General features: G+C 72.3%; 19 protein-coding genes and 2 pseudogenes. 16 read left to right on the top strand and 5 right to left on the bottom strand.

The genetic code is table 11. The features are described from left to right. Window positions 1-107: 107 nt before the first annotated feature. The gene (locus tag ACZ6NC_RS00195; protein WP_465727295.1) at window positions 108-509 is read right to left on the bottom strand and encodes a YybH family protein; all 402 of its coding nucleotides are present in this window, start codon (window positions 507-509) and stop codon (window positions 108-110) included. On the opposite strand from ACZ6NC_RS00195, the gene ACZ6NC_RS00190 reads away from it, so the two are divergent. Next, complete coding sequence (locus ACZ6NC_RS00190) at window positions 501-932, top strand: winged helix-turn-helix transcriptional regulator (RefSeq protein WP_465727293.1); 432 nt, start codon at window positions 501-503, stop codon at window positions 930-932. The two genes, ACZ6NC_RS00195 and ACZ6NC_RS00190, sit on opposite strands and share 9 nt — an antisense overlap. 54 nt (window positions 933-986) lie before the next feature. Here the strand turns inward: ACZ6NC_RS00190 and ACZ6NC_RS00185 are convergent, their stop codons facing one another. Further along, on the bottom strand, window positions 987-1133 hold the full coding sequence (locus ACZ6NC_RS00185; RefSeq protein WP_465727291.1) for a hypothetical protein: 147 nt from the start codon (window positions 1131-1133) through the stop codon (window positions 987-989). A gap of 447 nt (window positions 1134-1580) precedes the next feature. On the opposite strand from ACZ6NC_RS00185, the gene ACZ6NC_RS00180 reads away from it, so the two are divergent. The 5 genes from ACZ6NC_RS00180 to ACZ6NC_RS00160 all read left to right on the top strand — a co-directional run bounded on the left by ACZ6NC_RS00180 (window position 1581) and on the right by ACZ6NC_RS00160 (window position 6109). Then, window positions 1581-3218 (top strand): ATP-binding protein, encoded by a 1638-nt coding sequence (locus ACZ6NC_RS00180; RefSeq protein WP_465727289.1) that lies wholly within the window; start codon window positions 1581-1583, stop codon window positions 3216-3218. Beyond that, window positions 3218-3622 carry a roadblock/LC7 domain-containing protein gene (locus tag ACZ6NC_RS00175; RefSeq protein ID WP_465727287.1) on the top strand — a complete coding sequence of 135 codons (405 nt, stop codon included), beginning with the start codon at window positions 3218-3220 and terminating at the stop codon, window positions 3620-3622. Before ACZ6NC_RS00180 ends, ACZ6NC_RS00175 begins: the two co-directional genes overlap by 1 nt. Beyond that, window positions 3619-3984, top strand: a complete 366-nt coding sequence (locus ACZ6NC_RS00170; RefSeq protein ID WP_465727285.1) for a DUF742 domain-containing protein — start codon at window positions 3619-3621, stop codon at window positions 3982-3984. The genes ACZ6NC_RS00175 and ACZ6NC_RS00170 overlap by 4 nt, the downstream gene beginning before the upstream one ends. Continuing rightward, on the top strand, window positions 3965-4582 hold the full coding sequence (locus tag ACZ6NC_RS00165; protein WP_465568600.1) for a GTP-binding protein: 618 nt from the start codon (window positions 3965-3967) through the stop codon (window positions 4580-4582). Before ACZ6NC_RS00170 ends, ACZ6NC_RS00165 begins: the two co-directional genes overlap by 20 nt. A gap of 90 nt (window positions 4583-4672) precedes the next feature. Beyond that, window positions 4673-6109, top strand: coding sequence for a cytochrome P450 (locus ACZ6NC_RS00160; RefSeq protein ID WP_465727282.1), 1437 nt, complete (start codon window positions 4673-4675; stop codon window positions 6107-6109). Between the two features lie 50 nt (window positions 6110-6159). On the opposite strand, the gene ACZ6NC_RS00155 is transcribed toward ACZ6NC_RS00160, so the two are convergent. Continuing rightward, window positions 6160-6735 (bottom strand): TetR/AcrR family transcriptional regulator, encoded by a 576-nt coding sequence (locus ACZ6NC_RS00155; protein ID WP_465727280.1) that lies wholly within the window; start codon window positions 6733-6735, stop codon window positions 6160-6162. 103 nt (window positions 6736-6838) lie between these two features. Here ACZ6NC_RS00155 and ACZ6NC_RS00150 point away from each other — a divergent pair, with 103 nt between their 5' ends. After that, complete coding sequence (locus ACZ6NC_RS00150; protein ID WP_465727278.1) at window positions 6839-8023, top strand: alpha/beta hydrolase; 1185 nt, start codon at window positions 6839-6841, stop codon at window positions 8021-8023. A 405-nt stretch (window positions 8024-8428) separates the two neighbouring features. Further along, window positions 8429-8914, top strand: coding sequence for a hypothetical protein (locus ACZ6NC_RS00145; RefSeq protein ID WP_465727276.1), 486 nt, complete (start codon window positions 8429-8431; stop codon window positions 8912-8914). A 157-nt stretch (window positions 8915-9071) separates the two neighbouring features. Here ACZ6NC_RS00145 and ACZ6NC_RS00140 read toward each other — a convergent pair. Further along, window positions 9072-9251, bottom strand: a pseudogene (locus ACZ6NC_RS00140) (DUF6192 family protein); the annotation flags it as partial. A gap of 160 nt (window positions 9252-9411) precedes the next feature. Between ACZ6NC_RS00140 and ACZ6NC_RS00135 the strand changes: the two are divergent. The 7 genes and pseudogenes from ACZ6NC_RS00135 (at window position 9412) to ACZ6NC_RS00105 (ending at window position 15947) form a co-directional block, all read left to right on the top strand. Beyond that, window positions 9412-9984, top strand: coding sequence for a histone deacetylase (locus ACZ6NC_RS00135; protein ID WP_465728285.1), 573 nt, complete (start codon window positions 9412-9414; stop codon window positions 9982-9984). A 239-nt stretch (window positions 9985-10223) separates the two neighbouring features. Further along, window positions 10224-11408 carry a CapA family protein gene (locus tag ACZ6NC_RS00130; RefSeq protein WP_465728283.1) on the top strand — a complete coding sequence of 395 codons (1185 nt, stop codon included), beginning with the start codon at window positions 10224-10226 and terminating at the stop codon, window positions 11406-11408. A gap of 196 nt (window positions 11409-11604) precedes the next feature. Beyond that, window positions 11605-12303, top strand: coding sequence for a hypothetical protein (locus tag ACZ6NC_RS00125; protein WP_465728281.1), 699 nt, complete (start codon window positions 11605-11607; stop codon window positions 12301-12303). 264 nt (window positions 12304-12567) lie between these two features. After that, a complete protein-coding gene (locus tag ACZ6NC_RS00120) occupies window positions 12568-14295 on the top strand; it encodes a Tn3 family transposase (protein WP_465727274.1) in 1728 nt (575 codons plus the stop codon). A gap of 254 nt (window positions 14296-14549) precedes the next feature. Next, complete coding sequence (locus tag ACZ6NC_RS00115) at window positions 14550-14675, top strand: hypothetical protein (protein WP_465727272.1); 126 nt, start codon at window positions 14550-14552, stop codon at window positions 14673-14675. 9 nt (window positions 14676-14684) lie between these two features. After that, complete coding sequence (locus ACZ6NC_RS00110; protein WP_465727270.1) at window positions 14685-15005, top strand: HNH endonuclease; 321 nt, start codon at window positions 14685-14687, stop codon at window positions 15003-15005. Window positions 15006-15060: 55 nt separating this feature from the next. Then, window positions 15061-15947, top strand: a pseudogene (locus ACZ6NC_RS00105) (Tn3 family transposase). 10 nt (window positions 15948-15957) lie between these two features. Here the strand turns inward: ACZ6NC_RS00105 and ACZ6NC_RS00100 are convergent. Further along, complete coding sequence (locus tag ACZ6NC_RS00100) at window positions 15958-17163, bottom strand: MFS transporter (protein WP_465727268.1); 1206 nt, start codon at window positions 17161-17163, stop codon at window positions 15958-15960. Window positions 17164-17222: 59 nt separating this feature from the next. On the opposite strand from ACZ6NC_RS00100, the gene ACZ6NC_RS00095 reads away from it, so the two are divergent. Next, window positions 17223-18221, top strand: a complete 999-nt coding sequence (locus ACZ6NC_RS00095) for a DUF5937 family protein (protein WP_465727266.1) — start codon at window positions 17223-17225, stop codon at window positions 18219-18221. Window positions 18222-18400: the final 179 nt, after the last annotated feature.

Below are 18400 nucleotides of genomic sequence, written 5' to 3'. Positions count from 1 at the left end.
CCTTTTAAGCCCTATCTCCATCCATCTACAACCCCCACCGCGGACCGCCCTGGCCCCCCCCGCCCCCCAACGCCCGCCCCCTGCTCCCGCGCTACCGCTGCCGGGCCTCAGGGCGCCTCGGCCGTGCCGAAGGGATTGTCGATGACGTACCGCCACCGCCCGTCCGGACCCCGGCGGGCCACATCGGTCGCGGTGCCTTCGAGGTGGACGTGCTCGCCGTCCGGGGTGGTACCGGAGATGGACCAGTCGACGATCAGGAGCGCGATGTCGTCGGCCACGTAGGTGTGCCGGGGGCGCACCGTGATGGGAAGGCCGAGCGCGAGGAACTCGGCGCTGGCCGCCGTGAGTTCCGGCCCGGAGACGGCGGAGCCGGGGACCGGGACGAAGACGCCGCCCGGCTCGTAGACCTGCTGGACGGCGGCCGGGTCGCCGGTGTCGAAGGCGGCGGCGAAGACGGCCGGGTGTTGCCCGGCCTCGGTGGTCAGGGTGACAGTGGCTGCATGGATCATGAGAGCAGTGAAATCGGCGGCCGCGTAGGTCACCAAACGGGAACCGACGCGGCGGAGCGCTCCTGGGACACCGAGCTCGTACCCGACCGGCAGGGGCGGACGGCACGGCCGGAGGCGACCTGCCCGGTCGAGGTGGCCCTGGCCGCGGTGTCCGGACGGTGGACGACGCTGCTGCTGCGGGAGCTGATGCACGGGCCGCTCTCCTTCGGCCAACTGCGCGAACGGCTGCCGCAGATCAGCCCGAAAGTGCTCGCCGAACGGCTGCGGGCACTGGAGGAGCGCGGGCTGGTCGTGCATGAGCGGCTGCGCGGCTTCCCGGTGCGGACGAGCTACCGGCTCACGGCCGCCGGCCAGGCGTTGCGGCCGCTGCTGGTCGAGCTGTACCGCACGGGAACGGCGGTCAGGGCCCTCGGGCCCGGGTGAATGCCGGCGCGGGCGGCTCGGCTCCCCGTCGAGCTGGAGGCCCACGGGTAGTCGTCACCGGGGCGCCGCCGTGGAACCGTCGTCCGCGATCGGGGCCGTGCCGGCGACCGCCACGTGGTTGCCCACCCGGACCGCCCGCGAGAAACCGATCTGCGGTTCCAGCGGCGGCCCCGAGCTGACGGTCTGTCGGATTCCTGCCATCCGGCCATGCTGCCAGACCGTGCCCGCTCGTTCCACCCGGGCCCCACGAGCCCGCCGGCGCCGGTGAGTTCGGAAGCGGGGTGCTTAGCACGGCCCCCTGCGGTGCGGGGCGGTTTCCCCAGGACTCCCCCCGCATGGGCGAACTGGGCGCGGGCAGCGGTCCGGCGAGCCCGGGGCGCGGTAAACCTGGTTCCCGCACAACCCGGACGGCGGGAACAGGGACCCTGTCCCGGCACGTCCCGGCGGTGTGCGCGACACGTGGGACATCCGACCGGGGAGGCACCGAAATCAGCTGCAGAGCAGGGCCGTTGAGGTCCGGCCCCGGGGGACTGCCGGCAGCCGGCCGTACGTCTCACGACCCGGACCGCCGCGCGCCCGCCGCACGCTGTCCGCACGGGCCGGTGCCCGCCCGTCGTTCAATACTCTTTCGATCGTTTGAGGATGCTGATGCTTGGTGCTGGATCGTCACCCAGAGGTCGGCGCTCCGCTCCCGTGCTGGTGTTGCTCCTGCCCGTGGTGGTGACGGCGGCGGTCGCTGTCGTCGCGACGGTGGCGGTCTCCGCCGGCGCCCGGGCGGGGGTCGTCTGGTGCGGGCTGGTGGGGACGGCGGCGGCGGCCGTGGTGGCCGGTGAGGCGGCACGCCGGGGGCGTGCTCTGGACGCCCTGCGGGAGCGGTGCGTCCGGCAGGAACGCGAGCTGCTCGCCCGGCTGGCCCGGCAGGAGAGCGAGACCGCCCGGCTGGCCCGGGAGGACCTGCCCGCGGCGGTCGCCCGGCTCCAGGGCGGCGCCTCCGTCGAGGACGTGCTGAGGGCGTACGAGTCCCACGACGCCATCGCCGGCCCGCAGTTCGAGGCTGCCCGGCAGGCCGTGCTGCGGACCGTCCTGGAGGCCGTCGACAACGAGGAGGCGCTGCGCGAGTCCGCCCAGCGGGCCTTCGTCAACATCGCCCGCCGCGTGCAGGCCATTGTCCACCGGCAGGCCCAGGACCTGCGCGAGATGGAGAACCGGCACGGCACCAACCCGGCCGTCTTCGACGACCTGCTGCGCCTGGACCACGGCAACGCGCTGATCGGCCGGCTCGCCGACAGCATCGCCGTCCTCGGCGGTGCCCGGCCCGGCCGTCAGTGGGGCCGGGCGGTGCCGCTGTACAGCGTGCTGCGCGGCGGGATCTCGCGGATCCTGGACTACCGGCGGGTGGAGCTGCACCCGGTGTCCGAGGTCGCCGTGGTCGGGCCCGCCGTCGAGCCGCTCATCCACGCGGTCGCCGAGCTCCTCGACAACGCCACCCGCTACTCCCCGCCGCAGACCAGCGTGCACCTGACCGCCGTCGAGGTGCAGACCGGCATCGCGATCGAGATCGAGGACGGCGGCCTCAGCCTCAGCGAGGAGGGTCGGGCCCGCGCCGAGCGGATGCTCCGGGAGGCGCAGGCCGGCATCGACCTCAACGACCTCGGCGAGACCCCCCGGCTCGGTCTGGCCGTCGTCGGCCGCCTCGCGCGGGCGTACGGCTTCCAGGTCTCGCTGCGGCCCTCCGCGTACGGCGGGGTGCGTGCCGTGCTGATCGTGCCACAGGAGTGCATCACCACGGCCCCCGCCACCGGCCGGGCCCACGGCATCGGCGCCGCCGCCAAGTCCCGCGCGACCGGTGCGCCCCGGCCCGCGGCGACGCCTCGCACGGCCGGGATCTCCCGGGCCGCGGGCGGTCCGCAGCCGTGGGGGGCGCGGACGGTCTCCGTCTCCGGGACGGGAGCGCCGCCCGGATCGTCGCCGGGCTCGTCCCGCGGGTCGTCCCGCGGATCGTCGCTCGGGTCCGCCGGGGCGGGCGGCCCGGGGGGGACCCCGGCCGAGGACGACATCCCGGTGATCAGCGGGCGGACCGCCAACGGCCTGCCGCAGCGCCGCCGTCACGCCGCCCCCTCCCGCGGCGTCACCCCCCGGCCGGCCGCCGTCCCCGAGCCGGCGCAGGCGCCGGTCCAGCCCGGTCTGTGGCTGGCCGCGTTCACCGAAGGGGTCAACGGACAAGCACCGTCAACCGATGCGGCCGTCCGCACCGGTGAAGAGTCGGCAGAAAAGGGCGAGCAGTAATGCAGCAGCGCAGCAACATGGACTGGATGCTCAAGGACCTGGCGGAGAGCGTCCCGTACACCCGTCACGTCATCGTCCTCTCCGCCGACGGTCTGCGGATCGCCCAGCACGGCGCCGACACCGACACCGCCGACCGCCTCGCCGCCGCCTGTGCCGGGCTGCAGAGCCTGGCCGCCGCGGTGGGCCACGAGTTCCCGTACGGCGACGGCCGAATGCGGCTGGTCGTCATCGAGATGGGCGGCGGCTTCTTCTACCTGATGGCCGCCGGCGCCCGCGCCTACCTGGCCGTGCTCGCCGACGAGGGTGTCGACGCGGGGCTGATGGGCCAGCGGATGCGCGACCTCGTCGCCCGGATCGGCGAGCACCTCACCACGCCCCCGCGCAACGGCGAGCAGGTCGCATGAGCGCAGCCGACCAGGGCCAGGGCTGGGACGAAGACGACCCCGAACGCCTCTACGTGATCACGCGCGGCCGCAGCGGCGTCACCGAGCAGACCACGTTCGACCTGGTCACCCTCATCGTCTCCCGCGCGGAGCCGACGCCCGCCATGCAGCCCGAGCATGCGGCGATCCTGCGGATCTGCGGCTCCCCGCTGTCCGTCGCCGAGATCTCCGCCTACCTGGAACTGCCGATGAGTGCCGTCACCGTGCTGCTCTCCGACCTCCTCAACGAGGAACGGATCGAAGCCCGCGCCTGCATCCCGCAGGCGATCCTCCCCGACCGCGCCCTCTTGGAGGCGGTGATGCATGGACTCCAGAAGCTCTGACACCGTGACGGGTCCGCCCAGCGCGGACCTGCTCCCGGACACGGCCACCATGGCCGTCAAGATCGTGATCGTGGGCGGTTTCGGTGTCGGCAAGACCACCATGGTCGGCTCCGTCAGCGAGATCCGCCCGCTGACCACCGAGGAGACGATGACCCAGGCCGGGGCCGACGTCGACGACACCGCCGGGATCGAACGCAAGACCTCCACCACCGTCGCCATGGACTTCGGCCGCATCAGCATCAACGAGGAGCTGGTGCTGTACGTCTTCGGCACCCCCGGGCAGGAGCGGTTCTGGTTCCTCTGGAACGGCCTGTTCGAGGGGGCGCTCGGCGCGGTCGTCCTGGTCGACACCCGTCGGCTCGAAGTCAGCTTCGACGTGATCGGGCGGCTGGAGGACCGCGGCGTGCCGTTCGTCGTCGCCGCCAACACGTTCCCGGAGTCGCCGACCTACCCGACCGAGGAGCTGCGGGCCGCCCTCGACCTGCCGCCCGAGGTGCCGATCGTCCACTGCGACGCCCGGGCCCGCGAATCCAGCCGGGACGTCCTGCTGGCGCTGATGCACTACCTGTACAACCTCTCGGCGCCGCCCGGGCGGTAAGCCCCCGGCCCCGGCGGTGAGCCCCCGGCCCCGCCACCACCCGCACCACCCGCACCACCACGACCGCCTCCCGCTGACCCCGGAGAAACCGTGACCACCCCGTTCCCCGACGACGCCTCCCCCACCCCGCCGCCGGGCTGCCCCGCCCACCGGACCGGCACCCACGGCCTCGACGCCCCCGGCCTCCGGCGGATCTACGGCCCGGAGGCCGAGGCCGACGCGGCCGGCCTGTACGAGAAGCTGCGCGCCGAACACGGCGAGGTCGCCCCCGTCCTCCTGCACGGCGACCTCCCCGCCTGGCTGATCCTCGGCCACTCGGCCAACCTCACCGCCATGCGCACGCCGTCCCGCTTCTCCCGCGACTCCCGCCGCTGGACCGCCTTCCAGGAAGGCCTCGTCACCCCGGACTCCCCGCTGATGCCGGTCATCGCCTGGCAGCCGCTCTGCGTCTTCGCGGACGGCGCGGAGCACAAGCGCCTGCGCGGCGCCGTCACCGACAGCCTCAACCGCTTCGACCGGCGCGGGATCCGCCGCTACGTCACCCGCTTCACCGACCAGCTGATCCACGAGTTCGGGCCGGACGGCCACGCCGAGCTGATCTCCCAGTTCGCCGAGCACCTGCCGATGCTCGTGATGACCCAGCTGGTCGGCATGCCGGAGGAGTACGGACCCCGGCTGGTGGAGGCCGCCCGCGACCTGATGAAGGGCACCGAGACGGCCATCGCCAGCAACGACTACGTCGTCGCCACGCTGCGCCGCATGATGGAGCGCAAGCGGGTCTCGCCCGGCAACGACCTCGTCTCCTGGCTGATGCGGCACGAGGCCGGGCTCACCGACGACGAGGTGCTGGAGCACCTGCGGGTGGTGCTCCTCGCCGCGAACGAGACGACCGTCAACCTGATCGCGGACACGCTGAAGATGGTCCTCACCGACCGGCGCTTCCGCGCCCACCTGTCCGGCGGTCACATGACCCTGCCCGACGCGCTGGACCAGGTGCTCTGGGACTCCGCGCCGATGTCGCTGGTCGCGGGCCGCTGGGCCACCGGCGACACCGAGCTCGGCGGCCAGCAGATCAGGACCGGCGACATGCTCCTGCTCGGCCTCGCCGCCGGCAACGTCGACCCGGCCGTCCGCCCCGACCTGTCCAAGCCGCTGCACGGCAACCGCTCCCACCTCTCCTTCGGCGGCGGCCCGCACGAATGCCCCGGCCAGGACATCGGCCGGGCCATCGCGGAGAGCGGCATCGACCTCCTGCTGACCCGACTGCCGGACCTCCGTCTCGCCATCGAGGAGGAGGAGCTGACCTGGACGTCGGCCTGGATCTCCCGGCACCTGGTCGAGCTGCCGGTCGAGTTCACCCCGAAGCACGTGCCCGCCCCCGAGCCGCTGATCCCCGGGCCCACCGCGCCCAGGACGCCGCCCCCGGCGCCCGCCGGTGTGCCCGCGGGCCCGGCGTCGGCCGTCGCCACCGTTCCGCGGCAGCGGCGCGGCTGGTGGAGCCTGCTCACCGGCCTCTTCCGGCGCTGACGGCGGGGTGAACCGTCCGGCCGTTTGTCCGCTTGCCCGTTTGACCGAGCTCAGCGGGCGGGCGGCGGCCCGTAGACGGTGTCCAGCAGGCTGTGGGTGAAGCCGTCGAGGTCGCCCAGGCCCGCGGCGGCGAGCGTGCCGGGCCCGCCGGCCAGCAGGTGCGGGACGGCCGCGTGCAGCGCCAGCGTGACGGCCGCGGCCCGCTGCCGGGTGACCGGCAGGCCGGCGGCGCGCTGGGCCTGCTCGAAGGCGGTGAAGTCGGCGGCGGCCACCGCGTCCAGGACGACCGCAAGCCCGGGCCGGCGCGCGGCCTCGGCGCGCAGTTCGAGGTAGGCGAGCATCCGGGCGCGCCCCGGGCCGGCGACGTTCTCCAGCAGGGCGCGCAGCATCGCCGCCAGGCCCGCGCGGTCCGTGGGCGCGGGCCTGGGCACCTCCGCGTACAGCTCGGCGCACCGCTCGGCCACCGCCGCGAGCAGCGCGTCCCGGGTGGGGAAGTAGTTCTTGGCGGTGCCCGCGGGTACGCCCGCGGCGGCGTCGACGGCCCGATGGGTCAGGCCCCGCCCGCCGGCCTCCGCCAGCACCTCGATGGCCGCATCCCGTAGCCGGTCGCGTCGGTCCGTATTCACCTTGCCGATGCTACCCCACCCGTGGTACCACAGATGGGGTACCACGGGTGGGGTAGAACCGCTGGGGTGAAACCGTGGACCGGTCTGATCGGAGGATGGTCCCGTGCCCATCGGCTACCTGGTGACCGTGGCGTCCGTCGCCGCCGGCACGCTCTTCGCCCTCGCACCGCCGCGCCGGCCGCGGCCACTCGCCGACCTCGGCTTCCGTCTCGGCCTGGTCGTCAACGAGCTGCCGTTCGTCGCCCTCGGCTGGACCGTGCTCTGGACCGCCAACGCCTTCGCCCAGGGCGACATCCACGAACCCGCCGGGTGGACGGCCGTCGCGGCCGCCGCGGCCGCCGTGGTGGGGCTCGCGGTCGTCGTCCGGCGCGGACTGCGCGCCCGGTCCGTCGTCGAAGACGCCCTCACCGAGGGCCTGGGTACCGGCTGGCGGGCCGCCATCGCCCCCGGCACCGCCGCCGGACTGCGCCGTGGCCGGCCGCTCGCCCGCATCCTGCTCCGGCCGTTCCCCGGCCGCCCGCGCAGCGTCTCCCGGGCCGCGAACCTGCCGTACGGCCCCGCCGGCCGCCGGCACCGCCTCGACGTCTACCACCACCGCACCCGGCCCGCCGGCGCTCCCCTGCTGATCCACCTGCACGGCGGCAGCTACCACCACGGCCGCAAGAGCAGCCAGAGCATGGCCCTGCTGCACCGCCTCGCGAGCCGCGGCTGGGTCTGCGTGAGCGCCAACTACCGGCTGCGGCCCGACGTCCGGCACCCCGAGCACCTGATCGACCTCAAGCGGGTGATCGCCTGGGCCCGCGACCACGCCCACGAGTACGGCGCCGACCCGGCCACCCTGTTCGTCGCGGGCAGCTCGGCCGGCGCGCACATGGCGGCGCTGGCCGCCCTCACCCCCGGCGACCCGGCCCTCCAGCCAGGCTTCGAGACCGCCGACACCTCGGTCACCGCCGCCATCGGCCTCAACGGCTACTACGGCCCCTACTACGACCAGGGCCCGGAGTCCTCCCCCTCCGCCCACGTCCGCGCGGACGCACCGCCGTTCCTGCTGGTCCACGGCGACCACGACACCGTCGTCCCCGTCACCATCGCCCGCCGGTTCACCGCCGACCTGCGGGCCGCCTCCGACGGCCCCGTCGTGTACGCCGAACTCCCCGGCGCCCAGCACGCCTTCGACCTCTTCCACTCGCTCCGCTACGAGGCGGTCGTGGACGGCGTCGAGGCCTTCGCCGCGTGGGTACGCTCGACCGAGCCCGCACCGGAACCGCCCTGCCCGGCCGTCAACTGAGGCCCCCGCCGCGGGAGACCGGCCGCGGGGCCGGCATGAGGGCCCGCATGACACCGATCACGAGTCCCGTGGGCGCGGCCTGCACACGCGCAGCGTCGATGCTTGTTACGCGCCCCGATCCGGCCGCGGGTAGCCGAGCTGTTCCGCCTGGCTGAACAAACGCTCCGGCCGTACTTCGAGCGGCCGAATCACCCGGTGCTGGGACCCGCGCATGGCGCCTGACCCTCACCGCGCTCGTCCTGATCGCGGCCCCGCACGCGGGCGTCGAGCCGAAGGAGTTCGACGGCGCCATCACCGGCGGCAACCTGACGTGGGAGGGGGTCACCGGAAACCTGCACTACACACCGGTCCCCGGCACTCCCAACAAGTACAAGGTCTCGGCCAACTGAGGCCCCGGTGCGCAGCATGACCTCTCCCCGTCGCCTGGCCGCCCTGGCTCTCGTGGCCCTCGCGACCGTGACCGCGCTGGCGGGCCCGGCCGCAGCCGACGACACGAAGGAGGAGCTCGTCGTCCCGGCCTTCACCGTCGACCCGGTCGGCACGGCACCCCTGTCCTGCGCCCTCGGCCTGCCCGGGATCGGTGTCCCCTGCGGCAGCACCGGGCCCATGACGAACGGAACGGACACGGTCGGCACCGTCTACCGGGAATGCGTCCTGCAAAAGCAGGGCGCGAAGTACAACAAGTCCCAGTGCGAGCTCGTCTTCGAGTTCAACAACGGCGCCCAGATCGGCGTCAGGGCCCTCGTGCCCGTCCCTCGCGCCGGAGTCGAGCCCAAGGGCTTCGACGGGTTCGTGACCGGCGGAACCCTGAAGTACAAGGGACTCGCCGGCGCGGCCCACTACGAGCCCGTCACCGGGCAAGCCGGCCAGTACGCGGTGACGTTCCACTGACCGCCGCCCGGGGGAATGTGGACTCGGTGCCGGCCTGCACCTCAAGGGAAGTCCCCGGCCTTCCGGTCGGGGACTTCCCCGTACGTCCTCTCCGCTGCTCCCGGCGGCTCCCTTGTATCCTCAGGGCCCGGTCTCTTCCTCGGGGTGATTCAGCGGGTCAGGCTGCCTCCGGCGTGACCGGGCGCTCGACCTGCCGGCCGACCCGCCGCTTGGCTTCGTCCGGCGTCCACCTGCCCCGGGGCTGCGGCGGGTTGAGGACCGCCTCGAACCGCTCCTGCTCGTCCGCGATCCCCGTCAGGATCTCGTGGACCGTGTGGGAGACGCCGCGCTGCCGACGCTCCTTGGGCCACCGCGACGCGGGTCACGGCGCGGCCTGACGGCCGGGAGGACCGGACGGGGTGTCGGCTCGTTGGGTACCGTCGCTGGTTGTGGAGGAGATCCGACGGGATGTCAGCAGGGCCGCGGAGCGGGTCTGGTACGCGGCGTACGGCTCGAACATGCATGCCGGGCGGCTGGACTGCTACCTGCGGGGCGGCCGGCCGCCGGGTGGGGCCCGCACCTATCCGGGGTGCCGGGACGGCGGGCCGCCCGAACAGACCGTGCCGGTGATGCTGCCGGGGGCGCTGTACTTCGCGCTGGAGTCGGCGGTCTGGGGCGGCGGCATGGGCTTCTACGACCCCGCCCAGGCGGGCGAGATGCCCGCGCGCGCCTATCTGCTCACCGTGGGGCAGTTCAGTGACATCGCGGCGCAGGAGATGCACCGGGAGCCGGGGGTGGATCTCGCCCTGGCCGGGGTGCTCGGCGCGGGGCGGGAGCAGCTCGGGCCGGGCCGGTACGAGACGCTGGTCTGCCCCGGCGCCCTGGACGGTGTGCCGGTGTTGACGTTCACCGCGCCGTGGGGTCTTCCGGATGCCGAGCTGAACGCCCCGCGCGCCGCCTATCTGCGCAACTTCGCCTCCGGCCTGGTCGAGGCCCACGGCTGGAGCCTCGGGCGGGCGGCCGACTACCTGAGCGGCCGCCCCGGGGCGGCCGGGCACTGGAGTGCTGCCGCGCTCCTGAGGGAGCTGTAGCGCCGGTCCGCCCGCCGTGTCGGGCGAGCCGCGGGACGGGGCGGGCGCGCGGTGTCGGGGTGCACGAGGAAAGGGCCGTGCGTGCGGGCCGCCCGGTGGCCGGCAGGGCCGAATGCCCGCCGACGCGTGTGCGGGGTGCCCCATCGGGTGACCTCGGGGTGTGGTCTCCCGGCCGGGAAGGCGGCCGCTCGCATAGTCGGAGGTGCTGTCAACTCCGCCGATCGTGAGACGAGCCGATGATGTGCCGCCTGCCTCGCCGAGAGACCTTCGCCGCAGCCGTTGCGCTGCTCCTGACCGTCGCCGGGTGCGGCGCCCCGGCCGTGCGGCCGACCGCGCCGCCGTCGTCGGCGCCGGTGGACGCGCGCTCCCCGGCCGGGCCCCGGGCGTTCACGCTGGTCGCCACCGGGGACGTCCTGCCGCACACCGAGATCATCCAGCAGGCCAAGGAGGACGCCGGGGGCAACGGGTACGACTTCGGCAGGATGCTCGCCGGCGTCAAGCCCGTGATCGGTGCGGCGGATCTGGCCATCTGCCACATGGAGACCGTGTACGGCGCCGACGGCGGTCCGTTCACCGGCTACCCGTCGTTCAAGTCGCCCCCGCAGGTCGCGCGGGCCCTCAAGGACGTCGGCTACGCGTCCTGCGACACCGCCTCCAACCACACGCTGGACGACGGTCCCGACGGCATCCGGCGGACGCTCGACGCCATGGACGCCGTCGGGCTGAAACACACGGGGTCCGCGCGCAACGAGGCGGAGGCCGGCAGGCCCGCGCTGCTCACGGCGGGTGGGGCGACCGTGGCCCAGCTCGCCTACACGTACGGCACCAACGGCATCGCGCTGCCGAAGGGGCGGCCGTGGGCGGTCAACCTCATCGACCGGGACCGGATCCTCGCGGACGCGCGGGCCGCCCGGGCCGCCGGTGCGGACATCGTCGTGGTCAGCGTCCACTGGGGCACCGAGTGGCAGGACGAGCCGGACGCGCAGCAGCTCACCCTCGCCCGTGAGCTCGCCGCCGAGCAGGCCGACGGCGGTCCGCAGGTCGACCTGGTCCTCGGCACCCACGCCCACATCCCGCAGGCGTACGAGAAGATCAACGGCACCTGGACGGTCTACGGCATGGGCGACCAGCTCGCCGGACACATGTTCAACCACTCCGGGGCGGAGGATCCGCGCGGCAACTGGAGCTCGATCGCGCGGTTCACCTTCTCCCCGCCGGCCTTGCCGGGGCAGCGGTGGACCGTCAGCAAGGCCGAGTTCATCCCGCAGCTGACGGACCTCGGCCCGCCGTACCGGGTCCTCGACCTGGCCGAGGCGGTCCGCCGGAATCCCGGGCGCCCCGACTTCGCGCGGGCCCTGGAGCACGTCCGCTCTGTCGTGCTCAGCCGCGGCGGCGCCTCCGCGGGGCTGACCATGGCACCCTGAGCGGCCGGTCCGCCCCGCCGCCCCGGCCGAACCCGCCGACAACCCGGCCTCGATGCAACGGGGTCGGGCCCGGATCGGCGACGTCATCGGCCTCGGGACTGGTGGGCTCGCGTATTCAACCGTCGCGAGTTGACCCACCTGACTCCGGCACTGCTACTGAGCGTGACAGCCTTAGGGGGTTCTGGGTGTCAGGGGCATCCGGTTGGATGAGCACGTGACTGTCCATGACGTAGCTCGCTTGTTCCCTTCCATTTCCGACCTGCGGAGCCTATGCCGCTCACTGGCAATGCTCGATGCGATCCTGAGCCCGGACTGGGAAGGCCGGTACTACTCCTTCAATGCCTGCTGGGCCGACGGCGAGGAGATGGCATCGATGCGCAACGGATCGGGGGACGAGTACTCGATCGTGTTCTCGGCGGCCGGTGCCTACGTCCGCGGCTTCGACCACGAGGCACCGATGAGCCCGTATGGCAACGATGGCGAGCCCTGGCCGGGAGTGATCGACGAGGTTCCGGAGGCATTCAAGCCCTTCGCCGAAGAGCCGGCGTTCACCGACGAGGACGACGTTCCCGTCGTGACGGCCTGCCTGTGGCGGGAGGCGACGGATGATCGGTGGCGGCACGGCGTGATCGACTTCCCCGCCGGGTGTTCCGACCCCGACGGGGCAACGGGTCTGTTCGCGATCCTGGTCGACCGTTCGCCGGAAGCGTTCCAGCGCTTCGCCGAGGACTACTACGAGATTCCCGTGGACCTGGAAGCGGTGCGCGACGTGTATGCCTTGCGACCGCTGAGCCAGAAGCTCGTGTCATCGCTGAACTCGGAGGTCACCCTCGCAGACCTGGCCGAGGACATCGCCGAGATCGGCTACCCGCAGCCGACCCAGGACACGATCTGAGCTTCAACAGTCGGTGACTCGTTGGGGAGCCCAGCCCGCTGGTGACCGACTGTGATCGCCAGCGGCGTATCGACTCCAGCTGCCGCCGCTCTCTCTCTGAGGAGGCGGCTGGTGGTCTTGTCGTGGTAGCCGAGAGCGTCCGCGACGACGGGGGCAGCCAGGTCGGCCCTGATGTCCTAGCTCAGACACCAGCCGCAAAGTAGGTCGTGGGTAGCGGGACGAGTCCCGTTTCCCGGTCTGGGGCGCCGTCGTTGGTCTGATCGAGTGATCGAGGCCAAAGGGGCGGGCGTGCGGCAAGAGTGGTCGCCAGAGGAGCTGTTGGCGAACTGGACGCTGGTGGACGGCGACTGGGACCTGGTAGCGAACAAGAGCGGGGCGACCCGGCTCGGCTTCAGTCTGTTGCTGAAGTTCTTCGAGCTGGGAGGCCGGTTCCCCGATGTGCTGGAAGAGGTCCCGCCGGCCGCAGTGGAGTACCTCGCCGATCTGGTGAAGGTCCCGGCCACCGACTTCGCGAAGTACACGCTGGTCGGCCGGACCGCCGAGTACCACCGCAAGCAGATCCGCGAGGCCCTGGGGTTCCGGCCGTCGACGGTCGCGGACGAGAAGGCGCTGGCCGAGTGGCTGGCGGTGGAGGTCTGTCCGGTCGAGCTGGTGGAGGACCGGCAGCGCGAGGCCCTGCTGGTGGAGTGCCGGGCCCGGAAGATCGAGCCGCCGGGCCGGACCCGGGTCGAGAAGGTACTCGTCGCGGCGCGGGGCAAGTGGGAGAAGACGTTCTGCGCCCGCACGATCGGCCGCCTGGGCGAGGCGGGCACGGCCCGGCTGCTGTCCTTGGTGGACGAGGACAACGAGGAGGTACGGCGCCGCGAGATCTACGTCGAGGGCGCGGCCCGCTGGCGCAACCCGGAGGACGACCTGCCCGGCGACTTCGAGGCCACCCGCGCCGTGCACTACGCCGCGATCCGCCAGCCGCTGAACCCGAGGGCGTTCATCACGGACCTGAAGAAGGGCATGACCGCGGGCCTGGACCGGCTCTCCGGCGCGCTCGCGGACGGCAGCGCGGGCGGGGTGAAGGTCACCACCCGCAAGGGCGAGCCGTGGATCACCGTTCCGAAGCTGGAGCCGCTGCCCGAGCCCACCGGCCTCCAGGCGCTCAAGGAGGAGGTCGCACGCCGCTGGGGCGTCCTGGACCTCCTGGACGTGCTGAAGAACGCCGACTTCCTGACCGGCTTCTCCGAGGAGTTCTCCTCGGTGGCCGCCTACGAGCGCATCGAGCGTGACGTTCTCCAGCGCCGCCTGCTGCTGGCCCTCTTCGCCCTGGGTACGAACATGGGCATCCGCGCGATCGTGGCGACCGGCGAGCACGGCGAGAGCGAGGCTGCGCTGCGGCACGTGCGCCGGCACTTCATCACCGTCGACAACCTGCGGGCCGCCGTCACCAGGCTGGTGAACGCCACCTTCGCCGCCCGCGACACCGCGTGGTGGGGGCGCGGCCCCGCGTGCGCGTCGGACTCGAAGAAGTTCGGGTCCTGGTCCTCGAACTTCATGACGGAGTACCACGCCCGCTACGGCGGCAACGGCGTGATGATCTACTGGCAGTGCGACCTGAAAGCCGCACAATTCGAGCAAGTGTCAGGAAGGAGATATCGACACTTTCGACCTGTGACCAACTGGTCGATTCCCCAGCCAGCGTGCGGAGGGAGTAATTCCTCGGTGCGAAGCCTGGCCAGCAGACCGAAGGCCGAGACGACCACTGTGTCGGTACGGGTCAGGGGAAAGCCCGGACGGATGAACACAAGTGAACCCTTGATGAGGACTCGTAAAGATCAGCCACCTCAGTGGGAGCGGTCGAGGCGGTCCAGGAGCTACCGGGTGAGAACCCCTACGCGACTCCGGCTGGCTGTCAAGGCCGGAGCAGGTCACCGCGGCTTCCGGGTCAGAGAGGGCATCCACCCCGGACGCATCTCGTATGTGCGGAACAGGGAAACCCCGTAGAGGTCCCTCTGGGTAGGCCGGAGGCAACGAAGGCTCAACTCCTCTGCGGGTAAAGGATAGTCCGAGAAGCGAACGCCGCCAAGCCGAAAGGCCAGGGGAAAGGCCGGATACAGGGGCTCCGCCCTCCGGCTATAACCCGGCGGATACCGGGCTGATGCCCGGGTCCGAAAGGACGCCCAAGCGGACCAGGTGGGTCTTTGAAGAGACTACGAAGCACCGAGTAAACGGCAGCGCACGTTGGACAGGGAGGGCGAATGGACCAGAACACCGGGCAGGCGTCCTTCTGGAACGAAACTGCCGACGACGCGGAAGCGTGGCACCAGATCGACTGGGGCCGGGTCGACCGCGATGTAACGAGGCTGCGTCAGAGGATCTTCTAGGCCGCTCAAGTGACCGAGCGCGCGGCCAGGCGGAACAAGCTGGAGCTGGAGAACAGGTTCATCCAGACCCTGGCGGTCCGTCAGCGCGGCCGATGCGCCCGGTGCGGCCTCGACCTGGTCGAAGGAGCCGAGTTCGAGCCGGACAACATCCACGACTGGGTGTCCTGGTTCGACTCGGTCCGCCGGACGCTGAACGTGCACCACGTCGTGCACCGACAGCACGGCGGCGGCAACGAGCTGAAGAACCTCATCCTCCTGCACTCGCAGTGCCACCAGCAGCATCATGCGACAGAAGCACGCGATGTGAAGCGGTCCCAGCGACCTGCTTGAGCCGTGGTGCGGTGAAAGCCGCTCGCCCGGTTCTGAGGGGGCCGGGGTCCCAGCGATGGGCCCCGGCCACCCGACCGTCGAGCGGAAGAACGTCTGCATCTACTCCCAGCTCAAGAGCTGTTCGTCCTCCGAGGTCGCGGCGATGATCGAGGGCCTGCTGCGGCACTGCACCGACGCCGAGATCGAGTCGAACTACGTCGACACCCACGGCGCGAGCGTGGTCGGGTTCGCCTTCACCGAGCTGCTGAACTTCCGCCTGCTGCCCCGGCTGAAGAACATCGGTAGCATCCGCCTGTACCGACCGGACGACACCCCGCCCGGCTGGCCCGCGCTCGGCTCCTCGCTGACGAGGCCGATCCGCTGGGAGCTGATCGAGCAGCAGTACGACCAGATGGTGAAGTACGCCACCGCGCTCCGACTCGGGACGGCGGAGGCCGAGCAGGTGTTGCGGCGCTTCACCCGCGGCGGCCCAAGCACCCGACCTACCAGGCCCTGGAAGAACTCGGCCGCGCAGTTCGTACGGTCTTCGCCTGCGACTACCTGGCCAGTCCCGGCCTGCGGCGGGAGATCCACGGTGGGCTCCAGGTCGTGGAGAACTGGAACTCGGCGAACACCGTGCTGAACTACGGCAAGGACGGCGCTCTGACCGGCCCGGACAAGGAGCACGCCGAGACCTCGATGCTCGCCCTGCACCTGCTCCAGTCCGCGCTCGTGCACGTCAACACCCTGCTGGTGCAGCAGGTCCTGGCCGAACCGAAGTGGGCGATGAAGCTGAGCGACGAGGACCGGCGCGGCCTGACCGCGCTGTTCTGGTCCAACGTCAACCCGTACGGCACCTTCCGCCTGGACATGAGCAAGCGCCTCGACCTCGGGCCGGCCGCTGCCGTGCCCCGCCCCCGCACACCGGCGGATGCCGTCGGCCGGTCGGCCCCGACGATGTGATGAAGGGCTTTCAGGGTGTGGGCGACAGCGTTCGCCAGGACATCAGGGCGGCGATGGCCGAGGCCGCGCCGGCCAGTGTGACGACCAGCGCCGGGGCCGCGACTTCGCCCAGCGCGCCTCCGGCTGCAGCGGCCAGGCCCTGCAGCGTCATCGTTCCGGTCAGCAGCAGGCCGAACGCCTGACCACGCTGCGTCTCGGGCACCGCGTCGAGGAACCTGCGGGCCAGTGCGAGCTGGTAGGCGACGCCGAAACCGGACACCGTCAGCAGGATGGCGGCGTATCCCGGTGCGGGCCGCAGCACGAACCCCAGCAGCGGCAATCCGAGCGCAAGCGCGAGGGGGCGGGCCAGCCGCTCCCGGCCCGCAGGGCGCACCAGGCGGCCGACGATCAGGTTGCCGGCGAACATCCCGGCGGCGACCGCTGCGAACAGCAGACCGGCCGCGTCAGGCGCGCCGAGCTGCGCGGCGTACGGGACCAGCACGCCCTCGGCGCCGACCATCAGCGCCGGTGCCAGCCATTGCGCCAGCAGCAGCGCCCGGACCGCAGGCCGGCGCAGCAGCGCCCGGTTCACCTGCCAGGTCTCACTGATGCCGGCCGAGGCGCCGGTGCGGCGGCGTGGGTGGTGGGACAGGCGCAGTTGCAGCAGGCCTGCCGAGGCCAGGCAGGTTGCGGCGGTGATCCAGAGCGCACCTGGTGCGCCGACAGCGGCGATCAGCATGCCGCCGGCGGCGAAGCCGAGCACCTGCGTGCCGCCGGCCGCCATGGAGAAGACGGCACGGCCGAGCACGTAGCGGTCGCCGTCCAGCAGGTCGGGCAGAAGGGCGGTGCGCGAAGCGGAGGCGACGGCGCTGGGCAAGCCGGTGACGAACACAAGCACCAGCATGGCCGGTACCGGCAGTAGACCGGCGGCGAGCACGACGCTGACCGCGGTGCGCAGCACCTCGTAGCCGATCATGACGGTGCGCGGGGGCCAGCGGTCGGCGAAAGCCAGCAGCAGCGTGCCGCCCAGGGCATAGGGCAGGAAGCCTGCCGCATACGCCAGCGCCGACATCAGCGGCGACCCGGTCGCCGCGTAGACGATCACGGACAGTGCAAGCATTCGCACCGTCTCACCGATCAGGAAGAGCGTGTAGCTGCCGAACAGCACGCGGAACTGGCCCACAGCGAATACCTCGCGGTAGGTGGCCGGGCGTGCCGCGACGGGCGTGGTGGTCATGGCCGACAGCATCACGGCAGCCCAGCCACGGTGACTATGCTTTCGTGTGGAGGCGAAACATGCTGGCCATCGAGGTGGGACCCGTCGACGTGGCGCGTACCCGCTACGCGATCTCGCCGCTGGGCGAGGCGATGCAGGCGCTACGCGTCGCAGCCGGCGTGCAGGCCGCCGGCCCGCTCCGGCCGTGGGCCGAGCGCATCGCGCCCCGGTACGAGCAGCTGCGCCGGCAGGTGCCCGCAGTCGGGGCGCTGACGACGCTGTTCCGCCGCGGCGCCTACAACGCCGACTTCATCCATCCGCCGCCGTCGGGCTCCGGTGGCGACTTCGCCGCCGAGCTGGCCGCCGTGCGCGCCACGCCGCTGCGCCGTGCCCGCCTGGAACTGGCCCGCAACCTGGCGGGACTGCGGACCCCGCCACGCTACGTGCAGCGCATCCTCGACGCGCCGGACGTGGTCACCCGGCTCGCCGATGCACTCGAAGCGAGCTGGCAGGCGCTGGTCGAGCCGGACTGGCCGCGGCTGCGGGCTGTACTGGAGCGCGACCTCGTCCGCCGCGCCGGGCACCTCGCGATGTACGGCTGGGCAGCAGCGCTGTCCGATCTCGACCCCCGGGTGAGCTGGCGCTCCGAGGGGCAGGCCGGGACCATCGAGGTGCGCACGGGCTCGCGTACCGAATGGGACCGGCACCGGCTGGCCGGTAAGGGCCTGCTGCTGATGCCGACGGTGTTCGGCACTCTGATCAGCTATGTCGAGCCGCCGTGGCCCTACGCCCTGGTTTATCCCGCCCGGGGCATCGCGGACCTGCTCGGCCCAGTGGCGCCTGCACCGGGCGGCGAGGCCCTGAACCGACTGGTCGGCCCGCGCCGCGCGGACGTGCTGCGCGCGCTGGACGTGCCCGCAACGACGACGCAGCTGGTCGCCCAACTCGGCCTAAGCCTCGGCACCGTCGGCAGCCACCTGGCGGTGCTGCGCGACGCCGGCCTCGTCACCCGCACTCGCACCGGCCGGACCGTCCGCTACGAGCACACGCCGCTGGGCGCAGCCCTGGTGGCCAGATGAACGCCGCCGGGCGGCCCACCTGGCCACCCGAGGCGGGGTGCCATTGACGAACGGCGATCCAACCAACAGGTAGCTGAGCGTGATGCTCTGGGATTGGAATGCGGCGGACTGCGAGCAGAGCTGCTGTCGGTGTTTCATAGGTGGTCGCTCGTGAAACACCAGGCTGTCCGGCAGTCCAC

The sequence above is a fragment of the Kitasatospora sp. NPDC041988 genome, from assembly GCF_055588525.1.
This window is presented reverse-complemented; position numbering and strand designations above follow the sequence as displayed.